This is a genomic window from Microbacterium longlingense, assembly GCF_058349825.2.
Genome location: NZ_JBYRJA020000002.1, coordinates 184,961 through 210,063, shown reverse-complemented (window position 1 = coordinate 210,063; position 25,103 = coordinate 184,961). Strand labels below are relative to the sequence as shown.

Below are 25,103 nucleotides of genomic sequence, written 5' to 3'. Positions count from 1 at the left end.
GCGTCATGACGCGCCAGGACCGGGCGCCGACGTGCGCCACGGTGTCTCCCGGCCCGCACGCCGATGCCCCGCACGTCAACGGCTGCCCGCGACACGAAGCACGGGACGACGCACGTGTATCGGCGCAGCGCACGGGCGCCATGCGAAAGAACCCCCGCCGGACGGCAGGGGTTCTTTCTGAGGATCGAGGTCAGGACTGACCGCGGCGCGCGCGCAGCTCCGTGAGCGCGTCGTCGAGGAGCTGGTCTGCCTCCTCGTCGGTGCGGCGCTCCTTCACATACGCCAGGTGCGTCTTGTAGGGCTCCGCCTTGGCGATCGCCGGAGGATTGCTCTTGTCCCGGCCGGCCGGCAGACCGGAGTGCGGGTGGTCGATGACCTCCGGAATCTCCTCGTCCGGCAGGCCGGCCGCGAAGTAACGGACCGTCTCATTGCCCAGACCGTCCCAGTAGGACACCGCGATGCGGTCGGCGTGGTAGCCGTGGTCCTGTTCGCCCATCGGCCCGGAACCGACCCGGGTACCGCGAATTGCGCTGCCGCCTGTTGCCATCAGAGCACCTCGAACTTCGTAATCAGACCCAGAGACACGATCGCGACGAACCACACCAGCGCCAGCACCACCGTGAAGCGGTTGAGGTTCCGCTCGGCGAGCCCGGACGAGCCGACGGCGGACGACATGCCGCCACCGAACATGTCGGACAGTCCCCCGCCCCGTCCCTTGTGGAGGAGGATGAGGAGGGTCAGCAGGACGCTGGTGATGCCCAGCAGCACCTGCAGCACGAACTCAAGAATCTGCACGGAGATTGGCCTTTCGCTCGGGCCGGACGACCCGCGTAGTGATCCATTATACGGATACGGCGCCGCCCCCTGCCGGAGGCGACGCCGTCCGAAGCGTCAGACGCCGACGTGGCTGCGGTAGCGGATGATCGACGCGAACTCGTCGACCACCAGGCTCGCGCCGCCGACGAGAGCCCCGTCGACATCGGGTTCCCGCATGAAGCTCGCGATATTGGCGGCCTTCACCGATCCTCCGTACAGGATGCGGGTGCGCGCGGCGGCATCCTCGTCGAGTTCCTCGGCGACCACGGCGCGCAGCGCAGCGCAGACGTCCTGCGCCTGCGCCGGAGTCGCGGCCTGGCCGGAGCCGATCGCCCACACCGGCTCATAGGCGACGACGATGTCCGCCGATGCGGCGACGCCGGACAGGGCAGCGCGCAGCTGCGCGACCGGCACGGCGCTGGCGCCGTGCTTCTCGAGGTCCTCGGCGGTCTCGCCGACGCAGATCACCGGGACGAGGCCGTTCCGCAGCGCGGCGGCGACCTTGTCGGCCACCACGTCATCGCCCTCATCGTGGTACTCGCGCCGCTCCGAATGGCCGATGATGACGTAGCGCACGTCCAGCTTCGCGAGGAAGACACCGGAGATCTCGCCGGTGTACGCGCCCTTGTCATGGCGCGACAAATCCTGCGCACCGAGCGCGAACGGGATCCGGTCGGCATCGATCAGCGTCTGCACGCTGCGCAGGTCGGTGAAGGGAGGGAACACCCCGACCTCGACGGAGTCCGTGTCGTGCTTGGCGTCCTTGAGTGCCCAGTGCAGCTTCTGCACGAAGGCGACCGCCTGCAGGTGATCGAGGTTCATCTTCCAGTTCCCCGCGATGAACGGTGTGCGCTTGCTCACGCTGACCTCCGAAGTCATCATGCATCCCATCCCAGTGCCTCGAGACCGGGCAGCTTCTTGCCCTCGAGGAATTCCAGGCTCGCGCCGCCGCCGGTCGAAATGTGACCGAAGTCGTCGTCGGCGAAGCCGAGCTGCCGTACCGCGGCGGCGGAGTCTCCGCCCCCGACCACCCCGAGGCCGTCGACCTCGGTCAGCGCGCGCGCGACCGCGCGCGTGCCACCGGCGAAGGCGGGGAACTCGAACACGCCCATCGGCCCGTTCCAGAACACCGTCTTCGAGCTCGCGATGAGCTCGGCGAAGTGCTTCGCCGTCTCGGGCCCGATGTCCAGGCCGATGCCCGCTGCACCCGCCGCGGTGTTCTCGATTCCGTCGACCGTCGTCACCTCGTGCGCCGCGTCTGCCGCGAACCGGTCGGCCACGACGACATCGGTCGGGAGCACTAGCTCCACGCCGCGCTCTCTGGCCTCGGCGATGTAGCCGCGCACGGTGTCGAGCTGCTCCTCCTCGAGGAGGCTCGCCCCGACGGCCTTGCCCTCTGCCGCGAGGAACGTGAACAGCATCCCGCCACCGACGAGGATCCGGTCGACCCGCGGGAGCAGGTGGGAGATCACGCCGAGCTTGTCGCTCACCTTCGACCCGCCCAGAACCACGGTGTAGGGGCGCTCCGGGCGCTCGGTGAGGCGGTCGAGCACCTCGAGCTCCGCGGCGATCAGGAGACCGGCTGCGGAGGGCAGGATCTCGGCGAGCTCATACACGCTCGCCTGCTTGCGGTGGACGACGCCGAAGCCGTCAGACACGAGCGCATCGCCCAGCGCGGCCAGCCCGTTGGCGAAGGCGGCGCGCTCCGCGGCGTCCTTCGAGGTCTCCCCCGGGTGGAAGCGCAGGTTCTCGAGCACGACGACGCCGCCGTCCTCCAGGGCGGCGACCGCCTCCTGGGCCGACTCCCCCACGGTGTCGCGTGCGAACGCGACCGGCTGCCCCAGCAGCTCGGACAGCCGCTGGGCGACCGGCTCGAGACTGTAGGCGGGGTTCGGCTCGCCGTCTGGTCGGCCCAGGTGCGAGCAGACGATGACGCGCGCACCCTGATTGATCAGTGCGTTCAGGGTGGGCAGGGAGGCGCGGATGCGCCCGTCGTCCGTGATCTCCCCGTCCCGCAGGGGGACGTTGAGGTCACATCGGACGATCACCCTCCTCCCCTGGAGCGGCCCGAGCGAATCAAGGGTGCGCAGCGTCATCTCTCTCCTTAGAGTCGTTCGCCGACGTATTCCGTGAGGTCGACGAGGCGGCAGGAATAGCCCCACTCATTGTCATACCAGCTGGACAGCTTCACCTGGTCGTCGATCACGCGGACCAGGCCGGCGTCGAAGATCGACGAGTGCGAGTCGCCGACGACGTCGCTGGAGACGATCTCGTCATCGGTGTACTTCAGGATGCCCTTGAGCGGGCCATCCGCCGCCGCCTTGTAGGCCGCCTTGACCTCGTCGACCGTCACCGGGCGCGAGGCGGTCACCGTCAGGTCGGTGATCGAACCGGTGGGGACCGGGACGCGCAGCGCGAAGCCGTCGAGCTTGCCGGCGAGCTCCGGAAGGACCAGTCCGAGGGCCTTGGCGGCACCCGTCGAGGTGGGGATGATGTTCAGGGCAGCGGCACGCGCACGACGCAGATCGCGGTGCGGTCCGTCCATGAGGTTCTGGTCGGCGGTGTAGGCGTGGATGGTGGTCATCAGACCCCGCTCGATGCCGAACGCGTCGTTGAACACCTTCGCCAGCGGCGCGAGGCAGTTGGTGGTGCAGGACGCGTTCGAGATGACGTCGTCCTTCTCGGGGTCGTACGACTCCTCGTTGACGCCCATCACGAAGGTGGGGGTGTCGGTGGCCGGAGCCGAGATGATGACCTTCTTGGCCCCCGCCTCGATGTGAGCACGGGCCTTGGCGGCATCGGTGAAGTGGCCGGTCGACTCGATGACGATGTCGACGTCGAGCTCACCCCAGGGGAGGTTGGCCGGGTCCCGCTCAGAGAATGCCTTGATCTCCACGCCATCGACGATGATCGCATCGTCGCTGTCGTCGACCTCTGCGTCGAGACGACCCCAGATCGAGTCGTACTTCAGGAGGTGGGCCAGGGTCTTGTTGTCGGTGAGGTCGTTGACTGCGACGACCTCGAGGTCGGCGCCCTGGGCTCGCACCGCGCGGAACACATCACGTCCGATGCGACCAAAGCCGTTGATTGCGATCCTGGTGGTCACTGGTTTCCTCATGCTTCCCGCGCGGCGGAGACGCGTGTCGAGAGTGAACCGGGACCGAGGGAGTCCCGGCGGGCGAGCCGCCGGGACGCCCGTTGGTTAGGAAAGTACCAGGAGGCCAGAAGTCTTCTCCCGGGCCGCGAGGAAACGCTCCTGCACGTTTGCCCAGTCGACGATGTTCCAGAATGCCTTCACGTAGTCCGCGCGGACGTTCTTGTAGTCGAGGTAGTACGCGTGCTCCCACACGTCCAGCAGCAGGAGCGGGACGGTGCCGGCGGCGAACTGCGCCTGCTGGTCGAAGAACTGCTGGATGATCAGGTTCTCGCCGATGGAGTCCCAGAACAGGCCGGCCCAGCCGGAGCCCTGGACGCCGAGCGCCGCTGCGGTGAAGTGCGCCTGGAACTTCTCGAAGGAGCCGAAGTTCTCGTCGATCGCCGCCGCCAGCTCACCGGTCGGCTTGTCGCCACCCTCGGGCGAGAGGTTCGTCCAGAAGATCGAGTGGTTGGTGTGACCGCCGAGGTTGAACGCCAGGTCCTTCTCGAGCTTGTTCACGTTCGCGAAGTCGCCCTTCTCACGGGCTTCGGCGAGCTGCTCGAGCGCGGTGTTCGCGCCGTTCACATAGGCCCGGTGGTGCTTGTCGTGGTGGAGTTCCATGATGGCGGCACTGATGTGGGGCTCAAGAGCCGCGTAGTCATAGCCGAGCTCGGGGAGCGTGTACTTCGCCATTTCGCTTTCATCCAATCCGCGCAATGCGCTTGCTGATGATCTCCGGTCCCCGCGGTTGTGCGGAGGGAGCAGACGGCTCCATCCTATCGACGGCGACCGACGGCTGGCCCGGATCCGGCGGGTTCGTGACGCCCTGTTCCGGAGCTTTTCGCCGCCCCGTTCAGTCGTCGAGGGCGATCGGAACGGCTGCTTCCGTTCCGGGGACGCCCTCGTGCTGCGCGCGCTTGTCGGCCATCGCGAGCAGGCGGCGGATCCTGCCGGCGACAGCGTCCTTCGTCAGCGGCGGGTCGGCATGATGGCCCAGCTCATCCAGGCTCGCGTCACGGTGGCTGAGCCGGAGCTCGCCGGCGGAACGGAGGTGCTCCGGGATGTCATCGCCCAGGATCTCCAGGGCGCGCTCGACGCGGGCGCACGCGGCGACGGCGGCCTGTGCGGAGCGGCGGAGGTTGGCATCGTCGAAGTTGACCAGACGGTTCACGCCCGCGCGGACCTCGCGCCGCTGGCGGAGCTCCTCCCATGCCGCCGCGGCACGCTGAGCGCCGATCGCGCTGAGGATCGCACGGATCCCCTCCCCCTCGCGGATCACCACACGCGGAAGCCCGCGGACCTCGCGCGCCTTCGCAGCGACGCCCAGGCGGTGCGCCGCTCCGACGAGGGCCATCGCCGCCTCGCTCGTGGGGCAGGCGATCTCCAGCACGGCGGACCGCCCCGGCTCGCTGAGATTGCCGGAGGCCAGAAAAGCCCCCCGCCAGATTCCGGCCAGCTCCTCCCGGGAGCCGGTCGCCAGGCGGTTGGGGAGACCGCGGACGGGACGTCGGCGCTGATCGAGCAGCCCGGTCTGGCGGGCGAGGGTCTCCCCCGCATCGATCACCCGCACGGCCCAGCGTGCGCCGGTCGGGCTGGAGCTGCCCTGGACCTGGGCGATCTCAGGGCGCACGCCGAAGAGTCCGGCGAGGTCGCGCGCCACCCGGCGGGCGAGGGTCTCGGCGTCCACCTCTGCCTCGACCGCGACGCGGCCGGCGATCGAGTGCAGCCCACCGGCGAAGCGGAGGATCGTGGTGACCTCCGCGGCGCGGACCATGGGCGGTGCGTTGCGGACGGCGACCAGCTCGGCCTTGACGTCGGTGGTCAGTGACACGGGACTCCTCTTGCGCAGACGGCCGCCGCGAGAGCGGCGAAATGACAGTGGATCAGCCTACCCGGCTTGGCCGGTGCTCGCCGTCAGACGCGTATGCGAGTCACTCGCGTCCGAGGTCGCGGTGCAGCACGCGTACCGCGACGCCCGGGACGTCGGCGAGCCGGCGCCCCAGCTCCTCCGACATCGCCACCGAGCGGTGCTTGCCGCCGGTGCACCCGATCGCCACGGTGGAGTGGCTCTTGTTCTCCCGCTGATATCCCTCGAGAACCGGAACGAGCGCGGCCGCATAGGCGTCGAGGAAGTCCGTCGCGCCGGGGCGGGAGAGCACGTAGTCTCGGACGTCCTCATCCTGCCCGGTCTGGCCGCGCAGCTCCTCGATCCAGAACGGATTCGGAAGAAAGCGCATGTCAGCGATCAGATCCGCGTCCGTCGGCAGTCCGTACTTGAACCCGAAGCTCATGATGTTCACCCGGTGGCGGGCCTGCCAGGCCTCCCGGAACAGCTCGGAGACGTGGGTCGCGAGCTTGTGGATGTTGAAGTTCGAGGTGTCGATGATGATGTCCGCCGCCTCGCGGACCGGTGCCAGGCGCTCACGCTCGAGGTGTATCCCGTCGAGCAGACGCCCCTCTCCCTGAAGGGGGTGCGGACGGCGCACCGATTCGAACCGGCGCACCAGGACGTCGTCGGAGGCGTCGAGGAAGACGATGCGCACCGCACGATCGGACCGCAGGGCACGCGCGACCTCGGGGAAGTCGTCGAAGAGGTTCTGTCCGCGCACGTCCACGACGGCGGCGACCTTCGGATGCGCAGCCTCGGCGGTGTCGGTGAGATCGAGCAGCGGCCGCAGCATCGCGGGCGGCAGGTTGTCGACCACATACCAGCCGAGATCCTCGAGCGCGTTGGCGACCGTCGATCGTCCCGCCCCCGACATCCCGGTCACGATCAGGAACTCGCCCTCACCCGCGCTGCTCATGGTCCCTCCTCGCCCCCCAGCCTAGGGGGTGCGGACGCTCGGCGCCTCGCCAGGAGGCGACCCCGTCAGGTGTGCGCGGATCGCGGTCGCGAGAGCCGGCCCGACCCCCGGCACCTCACGGATCTCCTCCTCGCCCGCGGCGCGCAGCGCACTCACGGACCCGAAGTGGCGCAGCAGGGTCTTGATGCGTGCGGGACCGAGGCCCGGAACCTCTGCCAGCACGGTCGAGATGTCCCGACGTCGACGCTTGCGCTGGTGCGTGATGGCGAACCGGTGGGCCTCGTCGCGCAAGCGCTGCAGCAGGTAGAGCGCCTCGCTCGTGCGCGGGAGGATGACCGGATACTCCTCCCCCGGCAGCCAGACCTCCTCGAGCCGCTTGGCGATGCCGCACAGCGCGATCTCCGTGTGGCCGGCATCGCGGAGCGCCCGCGCAGCTGCCTCGACCTGCGGCCTGCCGCCGTCGACCAGCAGCAGCTGGGGCGGATAGGCGAAACGCCGCTTGCGCGGTGCAGCGGCATCGCTCCCCTCCTCGGCGGACTCACCGTCGTCAGCGGGGGCGTCGAGGTGGGCGAGGCGGCGACGCAGCACCTGGTACATCGAGTCGGTGTCGTCGGTCGTCTCAGCGATGCCGAACGTCCGGTACTGGTCTTTCCGGGGCAGGCCGTCCTCGAACACCACCATCGACGCGACCACGTTCGTGCCGCCGAGATGCGAGATGTCGTAGCACTCGATCCGCAACGGCGCCTCCGCCAACCCGAGCGCCTCTTGCAGGTCGTTCATCGCCTCCGTGCGGGCCGCGTAGTCGCTCGTGCGCCGGGTCTTGTGACGCACGAGAGCCTGCTGGGCGTTGATCGTCGCGGTGCGCATCAGCTCAGCGCGCTGGCCTCGCTGCGCGACCAGGATCTCCACGCGCTTGCCGCGGCGCTCGCGCAACCATTCCTCGAGCTCTGCCGCATCGTCCGGCAGGACCGGAACCAGGATCCGACGCGGGATGTCCCCGCCCGAGGCGTCACCGTACGCCCGCTGGAGGATCTGGTCGACGAGATCGGCGCCGCCGATGTCGATCTCCTTCTCGATCGTGGAGGCCCGCACGCCTCGCACCCGCCCGCCCCGGATGGTGAAGTGCTGAACGGCGGCGGCGAGCTCGTCCTCGGCGATCCCGAACAGGTCGGCGTCCTCGTCGGCGGGGAGCACGAGCGCGCTCTTGCCGAGCACGGCCTCGATCGCGGAGAGCTGGTCACGGTACCGCGCGGCTGCCTCGTAGTCCATCGCCGCAGACGCCTCCTGCATGCGCCGCGTGAGCTCGCGCGAGAAGCGCTCGTCCCCACCGGCCATGAATGACACGAAGTCGTCGACGATGGCGCGGTGCTCCTCGATCGTGACCTTCATCGAGCAGGGTCCGCCGCACTTGCCGATCTGGCCGGCGAAGCACGGCCGCCCGGTCTGCATGGCGCGCTTGTAGTTGGCGTCCGTGCAGGTGCGGATGGGGAATGCCTTGATCATCAGGTCGATCGTGTCGTGCACGGCCCACACCTTCGGATACGGGCCGAAATACCGCGCGCGCGGGATACGTCGATTGCGGGTGACGAAAACCCGGGGAGCCTCATCGCCCAGGCTCACCGCCATGAACGGATAGGACTTGTCGTCCCGGTACCGCACGTTGAAGGGCGGATCGAACTCCTTGATCCACATGTACTCCAGCTGGAGCGAGTCGACGTCGGTGGCGACGACGGTCCACTCCACGCTGCGCGCGGTCATCACCATCCGACGGGTGCGCTCATGCAGCGTGCGCAACGGGGCGAAGTAGTTCGACAGCCGCTGCCGCAGGTTCTTCGCCTTCCCGACGTAGAGCACGCGTCCGTCGGCATCGCGGAAGCGGTAGACGCCGGGGTCGGTGGGGATCTCACCCGGCCGCGGCTTGTACGCCAGCTCCTGGGCCATCAGCGCGTGCCGCCCTCCTTCGCCAGGATCTCGGCGAGGAAGCGTCCGGTGTGGCTCCGCTCGCTCGCAGCGATCTTCTCCGGGGTGCCGACCGCGATCACCTCGCCTCCCCCCGACCCTCCCTCGGGGCCCAGATCGATGACCCAGTCCGCGGACTTGATCACGTCGAGGTTGTGCTCGATCACCACGACGGTGTTTCCCTTGTCCACCAGGCCGTTGAGCACTTCGAGGAGCTTGCGGACGTCTTCGAAGTGGAGGCCGGTGGTCGGCTCGTCGAGGACATAGATGCTGCGTCCGTTGCTGCGACGCTGAAGCTCGGTGGCCAGCTTCACGCGCTGCGCCTCGCCACCAGACAGCGTTGTCGCCGACTGTCCGAGCCGCACGTAGCCCAGGCCGACGTCGACGAGGGTCTTGAGGTAGCGGTGGATCGCCTGGATGGGCTCGAAGAACTCCGCGGCCTCGACGATGGGCATCTCCAGCACCTCGGCGATGTTCTTGCCCTTGTAGTGCACGGCCAGGGTGTCGCGGTTGTAGCGCTTGCCATGACACACCTCGCAGTCCACATAGACGTCGGGGAGGAAGTTCATCTCGATCTTGATCGTGCCATCGCCGGAACAGGCCTCGCAGCGGCCACCCTTCACGTTGAAGCTGAAGCGACCGGGCAGATATCCGCGCACCTTGGCCTCCGGCGTCTCGCTGAACAGCGTGCGGATGCGATCGAAGACGCCGGTGTATGTCGCCGGGTTGGAGCGCGGGGTGCGACCGATCGGCGCCTGGTCGACATGCACCACCTTGTCGAGCTCCTCGATTCCGGTGACCCTGGTGTGCTTCCCGGGGACCGTCCTGGCGCCGTTGAGGCGCGAGGCGAGAACCTGGTAGAGGATGTCATTGACCAGGGAGGACTTCCCCGACCCGCTGACGCCGGTCACCGCCGTCAGCACGCCGAGGGGGAACTCGGCTGTCACGTTCTTCAGGTTGTTCGCCCGCGCCCCGACAACGGTCAGCATCCGCTTGCGGTCGATCTTGCGCCGTTTTGCCGGCAGGGCGATGCCCCGACGCCCCGCCAGGTAGTCGCCGGTCATCGAGGCGGTCTCGGCGAGCAGCTCTGCATAGGGGCCGGAGTGGACCACCTCGCCGCCGCCCTCGCCCGCGCCGGGCCCGATGTCGACGATCCAGTCGGCCGCCTCGATGGTCTCCTCGTCGTGCTCGACCACGATCAGCGTGTTTCCCAGACCGCGCAGGGTCAGCAGGGTCTCGATCAGCCGCCGGTTGTCCCGCTGATGCAGGCCGATCGATGGCTCGTCGAGAACGTAGAGGACGCCGGTGAGACCAGAGCCGATCTGGGTCGCGAGCCGGATGCGCTGCGCCTCGCCGCCCGACAGGGATCCCGCCGAGCGGCTGAGGTTCAGGTAGGACAGGCCCACCTGGAGCAGGAACTGCAGCCGCAGCTGGATCTCGCGCAGCACCTGCGCGGCGATCTTCGCTTCGCGATCGGTGAGCGTCAGCTCCCGCATGAAGCTCTCCGCATCGACGAGGCTGAGGTGGGAGACCTCGGCGATCGAGCGCCCCTGCACCAGGACGGCGAGCACCTCGGGCTTGAGGCGGTTGCCTTCGCACACCGGGCACGGCACCTCACGCAGATACTCGGCCCAGCGGGCGCGCTGATTGTCGCTCTCGGCCTGCATGTACTGGCGCTCGATGTAGGGCACCACGCCCTCGAAGCCGGAGGTGTAGCGCATCTCCCGGCCATAGCGGTTCTTCCACTTGACCGTCACGTTGTAGTTGTCGCCGTGGAGAACAGCTTCCTGCACGTCGACGCGCAGATCCCGCCACGGAGTGTCGAGGTCGAAGCTCAGATCACGCGCCAGGCCTTCGAGGAGTCGCTCGTAGTACTGGAACAGCCCCTTGCCCTGCGTGGTCCACGGGATGATGACGCCCTCGCGGATCGACAGGTCCTCGTCGCCGAGCATGAGCTCGACGTCGACGGACATCCGCGTACCGAGCCCGGAGCACGCCGGGCAGGCGCCGAAGGGCGCGTTGAACGAGAACGTGCGCGGCTCGATCTCGGTGAGGGCGATCGGGTGCCCGTTGGGGCAGGCGAGCTTCTCGGAGAACGACTGCCATGCGGCCTCGCCCTCCTCGTCGACGAAGTTGACCTGGACGATGCCGCCGGTCAGGCCGAGCGCCGTCTCGACGGAGTCGGTGATGCGCCCCAGGTTGTCTCCGCTGGCGACCAGGCGGTCGACGACCACCGCGATGTCGTGCTTGTAGCTCTTCTTCAGGGTCGGCGGCTCCGCGAGCTGGACGAGTTCGCCGTCGACGATGGCACGCGAGTAGCCCTTGGCTCCGAGCTCACGGAAGAGATCGACGAACTCGCCCTTCTTCTGCGACACCACCGGGGCGACGATCTGATAGCGCGTGCGCTCTGGCAGGTCCATGAGCTGGTCGGCGATCTGCTGAACCGTCTGCCGTTGGATGCGCTCGCCGCACTCGGGACAGTGCGGCACGCCGATGCGCGCCCAGAGGAGGCGCATGTAGTCATAGATCTCGGTGATGGTTCCCACCGTCGACCGCGGGTTGCGGTTCGTCGACTTCTGGTCGATCGAGACGGCAGGACTCAGACCCTCGATGAAGTCGACGTCCGGCCGGTCGACCTGGCCGAGGAACTGCCGCGCGTAAGCGCTCAGCGACTCGACGTAACGACGCTGGCCCTCGGCGAAGATCGTGTCGAACGCGAGCGACGACTTGCCAGAGCCCGACAGCCCGGTGAAGACCACGAGAGCATCCCGCGGGATCTCCAGATCAACGTTCTTCAGGTTGTGGACGCGGGCCCCGCGGACACTCAGTTTTCCAGCGTTTGCAACAGGAACGATCGGCACCAGACAAGTCTAGGAGGGGCCACCGACATCGGCCTCGCGCCGGCCGGCCGGGCTGTTCGCGGTGCGCGGAACGGCATCGGCCGAACCCGATCGGCGGCACCGGGTGTGACTCACTGCGGCTGCGGCCCCGCAAAGGGGCCCAGGCCGTCGCGCACCGCGGCGACCTCCGCAACGCTCATCCCGACGCGTGCCATCACCTGACGCGGAACGTCGAGGGCGCGCTCGCGCAGCGCGCGCCCCTGCGGTGTGAGGGCGATGTCCAGGCGCCGTTCGTCGGCCGCGCTCCGGGCCCGCACGATCAGGCCGTCGGCCTCGAGTCGCTTCACGAGGGGCGATGCGGTCGCCGGGTCCAACGCCAGGGCGGCGGCGAGCTCTCCGAGCGACCGGGGCGACTCCTCCCAGAGAGCGAGCATGACGAGGTACTGCGGATGCGTGAGCCCGAGGGGCTCGAGGATCGGGCGGTAGATCGACACGATGTTCCGCGCCGCCGTCACGACGGCGAAGCACAGCTGGTTGTCGAGCAGCAGCAGCTCGTCCGGGGTCGGCTCGTCCACCCCGTGATTCTACTGGAAATACCATCATGCACGAATCATTAGTACACTAAACACTATGAGCGACAGCGAACGCCCACCCCTCCGCGAACGCATCCGCGAGGCCGGCGGCCTTTACACCTACCTGAACACGCGCCTGGTCAAGTTCGCCGGACCGCCCTCGGTCGGGCCCTACGAGACGGAGCCGGAACCGGTACGCACCGAACGCCCCTGTCCGCTGTGCCAGCACCCGATGTCGGCGCACACCTTTGATCGCAGCGGCCCGAAGCCGCTCATGCACTGCCCCTGAGACCGACCTCCGGTTCATTCGCGTCGTGGAACTCGCGCGCCACGTCGATCCAGAACAGCAACCGCTCGTCATCGGCCACCGCGTCGGCAGACACCGCGAGCCAGCCCGCCCCCATCGACCGTCGCGACGGCCCCATCTCGGCGATGCGCGCACCGGGGAGCAGCTGAAGCTCCGCGCTGCGCTCGGGATCGACCCGCACGAGCACGTCGCCCGCTCCCCAGGCCGCCACCAGGATGCGGCCGTCCACGAGGAACGCCAGGCTGCCGAACATCCGCTTCTCCTCGTAGCCGCCCGGCCCACGCCCGGGAAGCAGCGCGCGGATACGATCGGCCAGGGCCGCTCTCTCCTCGTCCATGCCGTCACCCTCCCCCGATCTGACCGGCTCCGCCGCACCCGTCGCCGCAACGCCGGTCAGGCGTGACCGGCGCGCTCCATCGCCCGCAGCTCCTTCTTCAGGTCCTGCACCTCATCGCGCAGCCGCGCGGCCAGCTCGAACTTCAGCTCACCCGCAGCCGCCAGCATCTGCTCACTCAGATCGGCGATCATTCCCTCGAGCTGCTGAGCGCCCTCCGCAGCGATCCCGCCCTGGCGCAGACGCGGGGTGGGGCTCTTCTTCTTCCCGCCGCCCTTGCCACGCTGCTCCATGAAGGCCGCCGTGTCTGCGCCCTCGCGGGCAAGGACCTCGGTGATATCGGCGATCCGCTTGCGCAGAGGCTGCGGATCGATGCCATGCTCGGCGTTGTATGCGAGCTGCTTCTCCCGGCGCCGATCCGTCTCCTCGATGGCGTTGCGCATCGAGTCGGTCATCGTGTCTGCGTACATGTGCACCTCGCCGGAGACGTTGCGTGCGGCGCGGCCGATCGTCTGGATGAGCGAGGTGCCGGAGCGCAGGAACCCCTCCTTGTCGGCGTCGAGGATCGCGACGAGAGAAACCTCCGGCAGGTCGAGCCCCTCCCGCAGCAGGTTGATGCCGACGAGCACGTCATAGACCCCGGCACGCAACTCGCTCAGGAGCTCGACCCGGCGAAGAGTGTCGACGTCCGAGTGGAGATAGCGCACGCGGACGCCGTGCTCGCCGAGGAAGTCTGTCAGCTCCTCCGCCATCTTCTTCGTCAGGGTCGTGACGAGCACACGCTCATCGCGATCGACGCGGAGACGGATCTGCTCGAGGAGGTCGTCGATCTGGCCCTTGGACGGCTTGACGACGATCTGCGGGTCGACCAGTCCGGTCGGACGGATGATCTGCTCGACGACTCCGTCCGCGATCCCCATCTCGTATTTGCCCGGGGTCGCCGAGAGATAAACCGTCTGCCCGATGCGCTCCTTGAACTCGTCCCAGCGCAGCGGGCGGTTGTCCATCGCACTGGGCAGCCGGAACCCGTGCTCGACCAACGTGCGCTTGCGCGAGGCGTCGCCCTCGTACATCGCCCCGATCTGGGGCACCGTCACATGCGATTCGTCGATCACCAGCAGGAAGTCATCGGGGAAGAAGTCGAGCAGTGTGTGCGGCGGCTCACCAGGCTGCCGGGCGTCGAGGTGCCGCGAGTAGTTCTCGATGCCGGAGCAGAAGCCGAGCTGCTGCAGCATCTCCAGGTCGAACGTCGTCCTCATGCGCAGTCGCTGGGCCTCGAGCAGCTTGCCCTGCCGCTCGAACTCCGCCAGGCGCTGCTCGAGCTCGGTCTCGATCGTGCCGATGGCACGCTGGACGACATCGGTTCCCGCGACATAGTGCGAAGCGGGGAAGATGGGCACCGCATCGAGCCGAGCGATCACCTCGCCGGTGAGCGGGTGCAGCGAGTACAGCGCCTCGATCTCGTCGCCGAAGAGCTCGATGCGGATCGCGTGCTCCTCGTAGACCGGAATGATCTCGATGGTGTCGCCCCGTACCCGGAAGTTGCCTCGGGAGAAATCGACGTCGTTGCGGTTGTACTGCATCGCGATGAACTGCCGGATGAGCGCATCCCGGTCGTAGCGCTCACCCACCTGCAGCGCGACCATCGCCCGGAGGTACTCCTCCGGAGCACCGAGGCCGTAGATGCAGGACACCGTCGAGACCACCACGACATCCCGTCTGCTCAGCAGGGAGTTCGTCGTGGAATGCCGCAGCCGCTCCACCTCCGCGTTGATCGAGGAGTCCTTCTCGATGAAGGTGTCTGTCTGCGGCACATAAGCCTCTGGCTGGTAGTAGTCGTAGTAGGAGACGAAATACTCGACCGCATTGTTCGGCATCAGCTCGCGGAACTCGTTCGCGAGCTGCGCCGCCAGGGTCTTGTTGTGCGCCAGGACCAGCGTGGGGCGCTGCACCTGCTCGATGAGCCACGCCGTGGTGGCAGACTTGCCGGTTCCGGTCGCGCCGAGCAGCACGACGTCCGTCTCTCCAGCGTTGATGCGCGCGGCGAGCTCCGCGATGGCCTTCGGCTGGTCGCCGCTGGGCTCGTACTCGCTGACGACCTCGAAGGGACGAACGCTGCGCGTTGGTTGCATGTGATCAGCCTACGAGGCGCCTCGGACACCGGACCTGGACGCCGGCCGGAAGTGCCCGATCTACGGAGGTTGCCCCGATCTGCGGGCGGCTTCCCGGCATCCGCCCGCGGAGCGGGACAAACACCGCGGATCGGGCGGTCCCCACGCCGGGACGGTGGCCGTGGCAGAGCCAGCGAGGCCGCTCGCCGGGGCCGCGGCAGCGGGCGCCCACCCCGAGGCGATGCTGTGCGCGCCGAAGAACCCCCCGGTGAACACCACCAGCCCGACCAGGATCACCGGGATCGATGGCACCAGCAGCACGGTCGCGCCCGCCGCGGTGACGCCGATCGCCGCGAGCAGCACGCGGCGGCGCCCCTGCCGCACGGCGAGGGCGCCCGCCCAGGATGAGGTGATCGTCCCGGCGAGGTAGGCCAGGAAGAGCAGTGTCGCGGCCGCGGTCGGCAGCAGGAACGGCGGCGCTTCCAGGTGGAAACCGAGGTAGTTGTACATCGCGGCGAACGCCCCCATCAGCACGAAGCCGATGATGTACAGCCCCAGCGGGACGGGCGCGCGGATCGCGCCCGTCAGCCGTGCGACGACGCTGCCGCCCTTCTCGCGCATCCGAGCTGGCACGAAACCGCGTGACCGCGGCACGAGGATCAGGAACAGCACAGCGGCCACCGCGCACACCAGGGACACCGCGCCCATCCCGGCACGCCAGCCGATCGCATCGCCGAGGGGACCGGCGATGAGACGACCGGCGAGACCGCCGATCGACGTGCCGGAGATGTAGCTGCCTGCTGCGGCCGCGGCGTGCCCGGCCGCGACCTCCTCACTGAGATAGGCGAGCGCGATCGCCGGCACGGCGGCGAGGGCGATCCCCTCCACGAATCGCATCCCGAGAAGAACAGCGATGGTGCCGCTCCAGGGAGCGACGAGCCCGAGCACGGTCGCCACCGCGATTCCGACCGCCATCGCCGGCACGCGACCGACGCGGTCTGCCACCACCGACCACGGAATGACACCGATCGCGACCCCGAGGGTCGCCATGGACACCGCCAGGGCCGCCGTTGCCGGAGACACCCCCAGGTCGGGTCCGAGAAGCGGAAGCACAGCCTGCGGCGAGTACAGCTGCGCGAACGTCGCGATACCCGCGCAGAAGAGGCCGAGGATGAGGCGGCGGTACGCCCTGCTCCCCCGCTCGTGCCCGGTGAAGCCGTCGCCCGGCGGGGCACCCGTCACCATCGCGCCGCCTCCCGGGCATCGGCGCGCCGCCCCGTCGGCCGGGCGCAGCCGGCTATACCGAAAGCCGTGCCCACAGCGCGTCGGCCTGCGCGAGGGTGCTCTCGAGCGTCCCGGAGGTGTCGATGATCACGTCGGCCACGGCCCGCCGCTCCGCGTCGGTCGCCTGCGCCGCCACGCGCGCTCTCGCCTGTTGCTCGTCCAGACCGCGCAGGTCGACCAGACGACGGACGCGCTGCTCGGCCGGCGCGTCTGCGACGACGATGAGGTCCCAGTGGTCGTCGGAGCGCGTCTCGACGAGGAGGGGGATGTCGTAGACCACGATGGCATCGGCGTCAGCGGCGAACACGGCGTCGAGCCGGCGGGCGGCCTCGGCGCGGACCGCCGGGTGCACGATGCCGTTGAGCGTCGCGACGCGCTCGTCGTCACCGAAGACACGGGCACCCAGCGCAGCACGGTCCAGGGAGCCGTCTGCGGCGATGACGTCGTCGCCGAATGCCTCCGCGATGTCGCGCAGAACCACGCTTCCGGGCGCCTGCACATCGCGTACGATCTGGTCGGCGTCGATGACGACGGCGCCGTGCGTGGCGAGGCGGCGCGCGATGGTCGACTTGCCCGAGGCGATGCCACCGGTGAGTGCGATGAGAGGCATGTCATCGATCCTGTCATGAACGACCGACGCGGAAACGCGGAACGGGCCGCCACCCGGAGGTGACGGCCCGTTCGCTGGGCTGTGAGCTTCTCAGCTCAGGCGTTGCCGCCAGACAGCTTCTCGCGGAGAGCCGCGAGCGCCTCGTCGTCGGCGAGGGTGCCGGCACCAGCGGAGTCGCTCGAGAACGTCTGCGCGGGGCTGAAGGTCTCGCCGGCCTCGGCCTCGGCCTCTGCGGCCTTGACGACCTGGGCCTTGTGCGCCTCCCAGCGGGCCTGAGCAGCGGCGTACTCCTGCTCCCACTTCTCGCGGGCCTCGTCGAAGCCCTCGAGCCACTGGTTGGTCTCCGCGTCGAAGCCCTCGGGGTACTTGTACTCGCCGTTCTCGTCGTACTCGGCGAGCATGCCGTACAGCGCCGGGTCGAACTCGGTGCCGTACGGGTCGACGGAGTCGTTGGCCTGCTTCAGCGAGAGCGAGATGCGGCGACGGTCGAGGTCGATGTCGATGACCTTGACGAACACCTCCTCGCCCACCGAGACGACCTGCTCGGCCAGCTCGACGTGCTTCGCGGACAGCTCCGAGATGTGCACGAGGCCCTCGATGCCATCGGCGACGCGGACGAACGCACCGAACGGAACCAGCTTGGTGACCTTGCCCGGCGTGATCTGACCGATCGCGTGGGTGCGGGCGAAGACCTGCCACGGGTCCTCCTGCGTCGCCTTGAGCGACAGGGAGACGCGCTCGCGGTCGAGGTCGACCTCGAGGATCTCGACGGTGACCTCCTGGCCAACCTCCACGACCTCGCTGGCGTGCTCGATGTGCTTCCACGACAGCTCAGAGACGTGCACGAGGCCGTCAACGCCGCCGAGGTCCACGAACGCACCGAAGTTGACGATCGACGACACGACGCCCTTGCGGACCTGACCCTTGTGCAGGTTGTTGAGGAACGTGGTGCGCGACTCGGACTGCGTCTGCTCGAGCAGAGCGCGACGGCTGAGAACGACGTTGTTGCGGTTCTTGTCGAGCTCCAGGATCTTCGCCTCGAGCTCCTGCCCCAGGTAGGGGGTGAGGTCGCGGACGCGACGCAGCTCGATGAGCGAGGCGGGGAGGAAGCCACGGAGGCCGATGTCGACGATGAGGCCACCCTTGACGACCTCGATCACCTGACCGGTGACGACACCGTCGTTCTCCTTGACCTTCTCCACATCGCCCCAGGCGCGCTCGTACTGCGCGCGCTTCTTGGAGAGGATCAGACGGCCTTCCTTGTCCTCCTTCTGGAGAACGAGGGCCTCGACCTGATCGCCGACGGAGACGACCTCGTTGGGGTCGACGTCGTGCTTGATGGAGAGCTCGCGGGAGGGGATGACGCCCTCGGTCTTGTACCCGACATCGAGGAGGACCTCATCGCGGTCGATCTTGACGATCGTGCCTTCGATGATGTCGCCGTCGTTGAAGAACTTCAGAGTCTTCTCGACCGCGGCCAGGAAGTCCTCAGCAGATCCGATGTCGTTGATGGCGACCTGCTTGGCGGCCGGGGCGGTCGTTGCGTTAGTCATGTAGTGGGTTGTCCTTGTTCAGGGTGAGTCGGGCCCCGCCGACCCTGCCACGAGGCAGCCTGCGGAGGGCGGAGCGAGTGGATTTGGGATGTCATCCGTCGACAGGCGCGTGAAACCGCGTCACGACAGACACTTCAGATTAGCAGGCGAGGGGCCGCAATGACCACTTCTCTCCGAACGTCCGTCTGGGAGAATCGCGGCATGCCAGACCGCACGGACAAGCTTCTGCTCCTCGACACCGCGTCCCTGTACTTCCGCGCGTTCTACGGCGTGCCGGACACGGTCCGCTCGCCGGACGGCATGCCCGTCAACGCGGTGCGCGGACTGCTGGACATGATCGCGCGCCTCGTGCCGCTCAGCGAGGCGACCAGCACCATCGCCTGCTGGGACGACGACTGGCGCCCGCAGTGGCGCGTCGACCTGATCCCCTCGTACAAGGCGCACCGCGTGATCGAGGAGATCTCCGGCGGCCCGGACGTCGAGCAGACACCCGACCCCCTGGTCGCTCAGATACCCGTGATCCGGGACGCCCTCCGCGCGCTCGGCGTTCCGATCGTCGGTGCCGCAGAGCACGAGGCGGACGACGTGATCGGCACCCTGTCCGCCCGCGCCGACGCGCCGGTCGACATCGTGACCGGCGACCGGGACCTCTTCCAGCTGATCGACGACGAACGCGCCGTGCGTGTGATCTCCACCACGAAGGGCATGTCCCGTCTCGAGACGATGACCGACACGACCCTCGTCGAGCGCTACGGCGTGCACGCATATCAGTACGCCGACTTCGCCGTTCTGCGCGGCGACGCGTCCGACGGCCTCCCCGGAGTCCCCGGCATCGGGGAGAAGACCGCCGCCTCGCTCCTCTCCGCCCACGGAGACCTCGACGGCATCCGCGCGGCGGCCGAGCGCGGGGAGGGGATGACGGCGGGCGTCGCGGCGAAGGTGCTGGGCGCCGCCGACTACCTCGATGTGGCCCCCGCTGTCGTGCGGGTGGTCACGGATCTCCCGCTGGACCCGCCGGACGGGCAGCCCGCCCGCCCGGACGCGGATGCTGCGCTGGCTCTCGCCGAGCGCTGGGGCCTGGGCGCCTCGATGCAGCGCGCACTCGACGCCGTCGCGCACACCGCCTAGGCGGCACCCACGCTTCGCTCGCACATGTGCCCCCGGCTCGGGCTGCTCCCCCGTTTCGGGCCAAGGGAAGCGCACGCGCGCAGGGTCGTCATTCGGCGGCGGACAGCTCCTGCGAGACGCGGATCCACTCGTCGAGCTTCGTCGCTGCGCTGCCGTCGTCGATCACGGCCTCCGCGCGCTCCATCGCCTCAGCGAGACGCTGGACGATCGGTCGCTGCGCCTGCGACGCGTCGTGCGAGAGCTCATAGGCGACCAGCCCGGCTGCGGCGTTGAGGAGCACGATGTCGCGCACCGCGCCGCGCTCTCCCGCCAGCGTGTCGCGGAGGATCCGGGCGTTGCGCTGCGGATCGCCGCCGAGCAGGTCGGCGAGCTCCGCTCGCGGGATGCCGAGGTCGCGCGGGTCCAGGTCATGCTCGTGGATGTCGCCGCGGGTGACCTCCCAGATGCGGCTGTGGCCGGTCGTCGTCAGCTCATCGAGGCCGTCGTCGCCGCGGAACACCAGCGCCGTCGCGCCGCGCGTGCGGAAGACGCCGGTGATCAGCGGCACCCGGTCGAGCTGCGCGACGCCGACGGCGTTCGCCTCCGCGCGGGCGGGGTTGCACAGCGGACCCAGCATGTTGAACACCGTCGGCACGCCCAGCTCTGCGCGCACAGCGCCGGCGTGGCGGAAGCCCGGGTGGAAGGAGCCGGCCCACACGAAGGTGATGCCGACGCGGGCGAGCATCTCGGCCACGCCCTCCGGAGGAAGCGCCAGCTGCAGCCCGAGGGCGCCCAGCACGTCAGAGGATCCCGAGGCGGAGCTTGCGGCCCTGTTGCCGTGCTTGACCACCGGAACGCCCGCGGCGGCGATCACCACGGCCGCCGTCGTCGACACGTTCACCGTCCCGATCCGGTCCCCGCCCGTCCCGACGATGTCCACCACATCGCTGGAGACCGGCAACGGCGTCGCAGCGTCCAGAATCGCATCGCGGAACCCGACCACCTCGTCGATCGTCTCCCCCTTCACCCGGAGCGCCACGAGAAAGGCGGCGAGCTGGGCGGGGGTCGCTCTCCCGGCCATCACCTCACGCATCGCCCAGGTGGCGTCTGAGACACTGAGGTCTCCGCCGTTGAGGAGGGTGGTGAGGACATCCGGCCAGGTCAGCGCATGCGACATGGCTCAGATCCTACCGACGCGACACGCCGGACGACGGACACCGAAACCACGCGCACACGGCTCGGGCATCGCTGTTCCTTTGGGTTTCCCCAGGGGATTCACGGCCAGCTCTTAGGTTCTACTAAGTGCTCGCCCTGGCACATGGGGTTCGTCGTGGGCGTGATCCGGTCCCGAAATCAGCCATAATGGAGGAGTGATGACCTCAGCGACGTATGCCCCCGCGGCGAGAACCATCAAGAGGCCCAACCCGGTCTCCGTCGGAACCATCGTCTGGCTCGGCAGCGAGGTGATGTTCTTCGCGGGTCTCTTCGCGATCTACTTCACCCTCCGAAGCACCTCCCCCGAACTGTGGGCGGAGCGCACCGAGCTGCTGAACGTGCCGTTCGCGACGATCAACACGATCATCCTGGTGCTGTCCTCCGTGACCTGCCAGATGGGCGTCTTCGCCGCTGAGCGGATGCAGCCGTACTCGAAGAAGCAGCGCGGCATGCTCGGCTGGGGCATGGTCGAGTGGTTCTGGCTGAGCTTCGCGCTCGGCGCGATCTTCGTCTCCGGGCAGGTCTGGGAATACGCCCAGCTCGTCGCCGAGGGCATGCCCATCACCGCGGACTCCTACGCGTCGGCCTTCTATGTGACCACGGGCTTCCACGCCCTCCACGTCACCGGCGGCCTCATCGCCTTCCTCCTGGTCATCGGGCGGGCGTACGCGGTCAAGAACTTCACGCACAAGGAGGCGACCTCCTCGATCGTGGTGTCCTACTACTGGCACTTCGTCGACGTCGTCTGGATCGTGCTGTTCGCCGTCATCTACTTCCTGAAATAAGACCGGAGCTGATCCCGACATGGCACGAGAGAAGAAGCGCCGTTCGAACGGACGCCGCAGCCCCCTGGCCGCCGCCGCGCTCATCGGCGTCGGTCTGCTGATCACCGGTGGCGTGTACGCCGGTGCGGCGGCCGCCTTCGGAGCGACCGACCAGTCCGCTGTGACCGCGCAGGTCTCCGCGGAAGAGGGCGAGAAGCTGTTCCAGGCGAACTGCGCCACCTGCCACGGCCTCGACATGCAGGGCACGCCGAACGGACCGAGCCTCTTCGGCGTCGGCGAGCTCGCGGTGGAGTTCCAGATGACCACCGGCCGGATGCCGCTGCAGGCCCAGGGGCCCCAGGCTCCCCAGAAGCCCGCGCAGTTCACGCAGGAGCAGATCCTGTCGATCGCGGCCTGGGTGCAGTCCGTCGCGCCCGGACCGATGTACCCGGCAGAGCACTACATCGACGGAGGCGGCGATGTCGCCCGCGGTGCTGAGCTGTTCCGCATCAACTGCGCGATGTGCCACAACGTCGCCGGAGCGGGTGGCGCCCTCACGGAGGGCAAGTGGGCCCCCGGCCTGATGGAGACCAGCGCGCTGCACATCTACGCCGCCATGGCCACCGGCCCCCAGAACATGCCGGTCTTCGGCGACATGAACCTCTCCCCCGAGGACAAGCGCGACATCATCTCCGCTCTGCTCTACCAGCAGGAGGCCACCCAGGTCGGCGGCATGACGCTCGGCTCGCTCGGACCGGTCTCCGAGGGTCTGTTCGTGTGGATCTTCGGCATCGGCGCTCTCGTCGCCATCACGGTGTGGATCACCGCGAAGTCCAACTGACGCTTTTTATCGAAGAGGAACGTACGAGGAGCACCATGGCACACGACGACGACTCGCAGGCTCTCGACAGGGCCTATCAGCCTGATTCCGGGCTGGCCGTCGCAGTCAGCGATCCCGTGCAGAACCCGGGCCTGCCGCCGCACCGCGAGCGGATGACGGACAAGGATCCCCGCGCGGAGAAGGCCGCGGCCCGCACTGTCTACACGCTGTTCTACCTCTCGCTGGCCGGAAGCATCTGGGCGGTCGCCGCCTACATGCTCTTCCCCATCGAGAGCGGTCGTCTCATCGACATCCGCTACAACAACATGTTCATCGGCCTCGGCATCGGCCTCGCCCTGCTCTCGCTGGGCCTCGGCGCGATCCACTGGTCGAAGACGCTGATGTCGGACAAGGAGCACGTCGAGCTGCGCCACCCCACCCGTGGTGCCGAGCCGACGCGTGAGGGCGCCATCAAGGTGTTCGCAGACGCGAACGAGGAGTCCGGTTTCGGTCGTCGCAAGATGATCCGCAACTCGCTCTTCGCCGCCCTGGTCGCCTCGATCGTCCCCGGCGTGACGCTGTTCCGCGGCCTGGCGCCCTTCAACTCGCCCGAGAACCCGATCGCCGGCAACCCGGTGGCGCTGCTCGAGCGGACCATGTGGGAGACCGGCACTCGACTGGCCCGCGACCCGGAGGGGACCCCCATCCGCGCCGCTGACGTCACCATCGGCTCGGCCTTCCAGGTCATCCCGGAGAACCTCCACGACCTCGGCCACGACGACGGCTTCCTCAACGAGAAGGCCAAGGCCATCGTCCTGCTCATGCGCCTGCGCCCGGAGCAGCTCGACCCGGCGACGAACAAGCTCGACTGGACGTACGACGGCATCGTGGCGTACTCGAAGGTCTGCACGCACGTCGGCTGCCCTGTGGCGCTGTACGAGCAGCAGACCCACCACCTGCTGTGCCCGTGCCACCAGTCGCAGTTCGACGTGGCCAATGGCGCCGCCGTCATCTTCGGCCCGGCCGCTCGGCCGCTGCCGCAGCTGCCGATCACCGTCGACGACGAGGGCTACCTCGTCGCGCAGAGCGACTTCACCGAACCCGTCGGCCCGAGCTTCTGGGAGCGCCATTGAGTACCGCAACCGCCCAAAAGGCGACGAAGAACGACAAGCCCCTCGGCGGGCGCTTCGTCGGCGCGACAGCGAACTACATCGACGAGCGCACCAGCATCTCTGGGCTGATCAAGGAGCTCGGACGGAAGATCTTCCCCGACCACTGGTCGTTCATGCTCGGCGAGATCGCCCTCTGGGCCTTCGTCGTCGTCCTGATCTCGGGAACCTTCCTGACCTTCTTCTTCCAGGCCTCGATGGTCGAGACCCACTACACCGGCGCCTATGAGCCGATGGTCGGGATCCCGATGTCGGCCGCGATGGAGTCGACCCTGCGGATCTCCTTCGACGTCCGTGGCGGCCTCCTGGTGCGTCAGATCCATCACTGGTCCGCTCTGGTGTTCGTCGCCGGCATCGTCGTGCACATGCTCCGCGTGTTCTTCACCGGCGCCTTCCGCAAGCCGCGCGAGCTCAACTGGGTGATCGGCTTCGTGCTGTTCGTACTGGCGATGGCGGAGGGCTTCACCGGCTACTCGCTGCCGGACGACCTGCTCTCCGGCAACGGTCTGCGCATCATCGACGGCATGGTCAAGGGCCTCCCGCTGATCGGCACCTGGACGTCGTTCCTGCTCTTCGGCGGGGAGTTCCCCGGCGTCGACATCGTCGGCCGGCTGTACACGCTGCACATCCTGCTGCTGCCCGCCCTGGTGGTCGCGTTCGTCGCGATCCACCTCATGCTGATGATCATCAACAAGCACACCCAGTTCGCCGGCCCCGGCCGTACGAACGAGAACGTCGTCGGCTACCCGATGATGCCGGTGTACATGTCGAAGATGGGCGGCTTCCTGTTCATCACCTTCGGTGTGATCGTGCTGATCGCGACCTTCTTCCAGATCAACCCGATCTGGAACTACGGTCCGTACGACCCGTCGCCCGTGTCGGCCGGAACGCAGCCGGACTGGTACATCGGCTTCGCCGACGGTGCGCTGCGCCTGGCTCCGCCGAACCTGGACTTCGTGATCTTCAACCACACGCTGTCCCTCGGGATCCTGATCCCGGTGATGGTGCTCGGTCTGTTCATCGTCGCCATCGCGATCTACCCGTTCCTGGAGTCGTGGATCACCGGCGACAAGCGCGAGCACCACATCGCTCAGCGCCCGCGCAACGCCGCGACCCGCACCGCCATCGGCGTTGCCGGCATGACGTTCTACGCCGTGCTGTGGGCTGCCGCGTCGTCCGACCTGATCGCGACACACTTCCACCTCACGATGGAGGGTGTGATCCACGCGCTCCAGGCGCTGCTCTTCGTCGGTCCCGTGCTCGCTTACTTCGTGACCAAGCGCATCGCGCTCGGTCTGCAGAAGAAGGACCGCGAGGTCGTGCTGCACGGCTACGAGTCCGGTCGGATCGTGCGTCTCCCCGGTGGCGAGTTCATCGAGGTGCACCAGCCGGTCGACGTGTACGACCGCTGGAAGCTCATCGACTACGAGACCTACGAGCCCCTCGTGGTGCGTCCGAACGACAACGGTCGCATCCCGTGGACGCAGAACGTGCGCTCTGCCCTGTCGCGCTGGTTCTTCGAGGACCGCCTCGTGCCGCTCACCCAGACCGACATCGACGCCGCCGACGCGCACAGCGCTCACGGAGTCGACCACGGCGAGGAGCACGGCGAAGTCGAGGGCTCAGACAAGCACTGAGCCGTGTAAGCACTGAGCCGTGGCTCTCGACCAGGGCCCCGTCCGCTTCGGCGGACGGGGCCCTG

General features: G+C 68.3%; 23 protein-coding genes. 6 read left to right on the top strand and 17 right to left on the bottom strand.

The features are described 5' to 3' along the window. Positions 1–190: 190 nt before the first annotated feature. The 11 genes from AC3RXY_RS03950 to AC3RXY_RS03900 form a co-directional block, all read right to left on the bottom strand. Entirely contained in the window at positions 191–547 is a 357-nt protein-coding gene (locus AC3RXY_RS03950) for an RNA polymerase-binding protein RbpA (RefSeq protein ID WP_491509603.1), read from the bottom strand. Beyond that, a complete protein-coding gene (gene secG, locus AC3RXY_RS03945) occupies positions 547–795 on the bottom strand; it encodes a preprotein translocase subunit SecG (RefSeq protein WP_491509602.1) in 249 nt (82 codons plus the stop codon). The genes AC3RXY_RS03950 and secG overlap by 1 nt, the downstream gene beginning before the upstream one ends. A gap of 96 nt (positions 796–891) precedes the next feature. Beyond that, positions 892–1,698, bottom strand: a complete 807-nt coding sequence (gene tpiA / locus AC3RXY_RS03940; protein ID WP_491509601.1) for a triose-phosphate isomerase — start codon at positions 1,696–1,698, stop codon at positions 892–894. After that, entirely contained in the window at positions 1,695–2,912 is a 1,218-nt protein-coding gene (locus AC3RXY_RS03935) for a phosphoglycerate kinase (protein WP_491509600.1), read from the bottom strand. Before AC3RXY_RS03935 ends, tpiA begins: the two co-directional genes overlap by 4 nt. A gap of 8 nt (positions 2,913–2,920) precedes the next feature. Further along, on the bottom strand, positions 2,921–3,922 hold the full coding sequence (gene gap / locus AC3RXY_RS03930; RefSeq protein ID WP_491509599.1) for a type I glyceraldehyde-3-phosphate dehydrogenase: 1,002 nt from the start codon (positions 3,920–3,922) through the stop codon (positions 2,921–2,923). 96 nt (positions 3,923–4,018) lie between these two features. After that, positions 4,019–4,645, bottom strand: a complete 627-nt coding sequence (locus AC3RXY_RS03925; RefSeq protein WP_491509598.1) for a superoxide dismutase — start codon at positions 4,643–4,645, stop codon at positions 4,019–4,021. 160 nt (positions 4,646–4,805) lie between these two features. After that, positions 4,806–5,783 carry a DNA-binding protein WhiA gene (gene whiA, locus AC3RXY_RS03920; protein WP_491509597.1) on the bottom strand — a complete coding sequence of 326 codons (978 nt, stop codon included), beginning with the start codon at positions 5,781–5,783 and terminating at the stop codon, positions 4,806–4,808. Between the two features lie 100 nt (positions 5,784–5,883). Then, on the bottom strand, positions 5,884–6,756 hold the full coding sequence (gene rapZ / locus AC3RXY_RS03915; RefSeq protein ID WP_491509596.1) for an RNase adapter RapZ: 873 nt from the start codon (positions 6,754–6,756) through the stop codon (positions 5,884–5,886). A gap of 21 nt (positions 6,757–6,777) precedes the next feature. Beyond that, positions 6,778–8,697: an excinuclease ABC subunit UvrC gene (gene uvrC, locus AC3RXY_RS03910; protein WP_491509595.1), complete on the bottom strand. Its 1,920-nt coding sequence runs from the start codon at positions 8,695–8,697 to the stop codon at positions 6,778–6,780. Beyond that, the gene (uvrA, locus tag AC3RXY_RS03905) at positions 8,697–11,576 is read right to left on the bottom strand and encodes an excinuclease ABC subunit UvrA (protein WP_491509594.1); all 2,880 of its coding nucleotides are present in this window, start codon (positions 11,574–11,576) and stop codon (positions 8,697–8,699) included. The genes uvrC and uvrA overlap by 1 nt, the downstream gene beginning before the upstream one ends. A 110-nt stretch (positions 11,577–11,686) precedes the next feature. Then, entirely contained in the window at positions 11,687–12,130 is a 444-nt protein-coding gene (locus tag AC3RXY_RS03900) for a MarR family winged helix-turn-helix transcriptional regulator (protein ID WP_491509593.1), read from the bottom strand. Between the two features lie 55 nt (positions 12,131–12,185). Between AC3RXY_RS03900 and AC3RXY_RS03895 the strand changes: the two genes are divergently transcribed. Continuing rightward, complete coding sequence (locus AC3RXY_RS03895; protein WP_491509592.1) at positions 12,186–12,416, top strand: hypothetical protein; 231 nt, start codon at positions 12,186–12,188, stop codon at positions 12,414–12,416. Here AC3RXY_RS03895 and AC3RXY_RS03890 read toward each other — a convergent pair. The 5 genes from AC3RXY_RS03890 to rpsA all read right to left on the bottom strand — a co-directional run bounded on the left by AC3RXY_RS03890 (position 12,400) and on the right by rpsA (position 18,326). Beyond that, positions 12,400–12,771: a TfoX/Sxy family protein gene (locus AC3RXY_RS03890; RefSeq protein ID WP_491509591.1), complete on the bottom strand. Its 372-nt coding sequence runs from the start codon at positions 12,769–12,771 to the stop codon at positions 12,400–12,402. The two genes, AC3RXY_RS03895 and AC3RXY_RS03890, sit on opposite strands and share 17 nt — an antisense overlap. Before the next feature lie 56 nt (positions 12,772–12,827). Then, the gene (gene uvrB, locus AC3RXY_RS03885) at positions 12,828–14,900 is read right to left on the bottom strand and encodes an excinuclease ABC subunit UvrB (protein ID WP_491509590.1); all 2,073 of its coding nucleotides are present in this window, start codon (positions 14,898–14,900) and stop codon (positions 12,828–12,830) included. A gap of 60 nt (positions 14,901–14,960) precedes the next feature. Then, positions 14,961–16,124 (bottom strand): MFS transporter, encoded by a 1,164-nt coding sequence (locus tag AC3RXY_RS03880; protein ID WP_491509589.1) that lies wholly within the window; start codon positions 16,122–16,124, stop codon positions 14,961–14,963. Positions 16,125–16,176: 52 nt separating this feature from the next. Next, positions 16,177–16,773: a dephospho-CoA kinase gene (coaE, locus tag AC3RXY_RS03875; protein ID WP_491509588.1), complete on the bottom strand. Its 597-nt coding sequence runs from the start codon at positions 16,771–16,773 to the stop codon at positions 16,177–16,179. A 95-nt stretch (positions 16,774–16,868) separates the two neighbouring features. Beyond that, positions 16,869–18,326 carry a 30S ribosomal protein S1 gene (gene rpsA, locus AC3RXY_RS03870; RefSeq protein ID WP_491509587.1) on the bottom strand — a complete coding sequence of 486 codons (1,458 nt, stop codon included), beginning with the start codon at positions 18,324–18,326 and terminating at the stop codon, positions 16,869–16,871. A gap of 201 nt (positions 18,327–18,527) precedes the next feature. On the opposite strand from rpsA, the gene AC3RXY_RS03865 reads away from it, so the two are divergent. Then, complete coding sequence (locus AC3RXY_RS03865) at positions 18,528–19,454, top strand: 5'-3' exonuclease (RefSeq protein ID WP_491509586.1); 927 nt, start codon at positions 18,528–18,530, stop codon at positions 19,452–19,454. An 88-nt stretch (positions 19,455–19,542) separates the two neighbouring features. On the opposite strand, the gene trpD is transcribed toward AC3RXY_RS03865, so the two are convergent. Then, positions 19,543–20,610 (bottom strand): anthranilate phosphoribosyltransferase, encoded by a 1,068-nt coding sequence (gene trpD, locus AC3RXY_RS03860; protein WP_491509585.1) that lies wholly within the window; start codon positions 20,608–20,610, stop codon positions 19,543–19,545. 196 nt (positions 20,611–20,806) lie between these two features. Here trpD and ctaE point away from each other — a divergent pair, with 196 nt between their 5' ends. Genes ctaE through qcrB form a run of 4 tightly spaced genes read left to right on the top strand, consistent with a single transcriptional unit; the run spans position 20,807 to position 25,038 of the window. Beyond that, on the top strand, positions 20,807–21,433 hold the full coding sequence (gene ctaE / locus AC3RXY_RS03855) for an aa3-type cytochrome oxidase subunit III (protein WP_491509584.1): 627 nt from the start codon (positions 20,807–20,809) through the stop codon (positions 21,431–21,433). Between the two features lie 19 nt (positions 21,434–21,452). After that, the gene (qcrC, locus tag AC3RXY_RS03850; RefSeq protein ID WP_491509583.1) at positions 21,453–22,253 is read left to right on the top strand and encodes a cytochrome bc1 complex diheme cytochrome c subunit; all 801 of its coding nucleotides are present in this window, start codon (positions 21,453–21,455) and stop codon (positions 22,251–22,253) included. 35 nt (positions 22,254–22,288) lie between these two features. Further along, positions 22,289–23,365 (top strand): cytochrome bc1 complex Rieske iron-sulfur subunit, encoded by a 1,077-nt coding sequence (qcrA, locus tag AC3RXY_RS03845; RefSeq protein ID WP_491509582.1) that lies wholly within the window; start codon positions 22,289–22,291, stop codon positions 23,363–23,365. After that, positions 23,362–25,038, top strand: a complete 1,677-nt coding sequence (gene qcrB / locus AC3RXY_RS03840; protein WP_491509581.1) for a cytochrome bc1 complex cytochrome b subunit — start codon at positions 23,362–23,364, stop codon at positions 25,036–25,038. The genes qcrA and qcrB overlap by 4 nt, the downstream gene beginning before the upstream one ends. Positions 25,039–25,103: the final 65 nt, after the last annotated feature.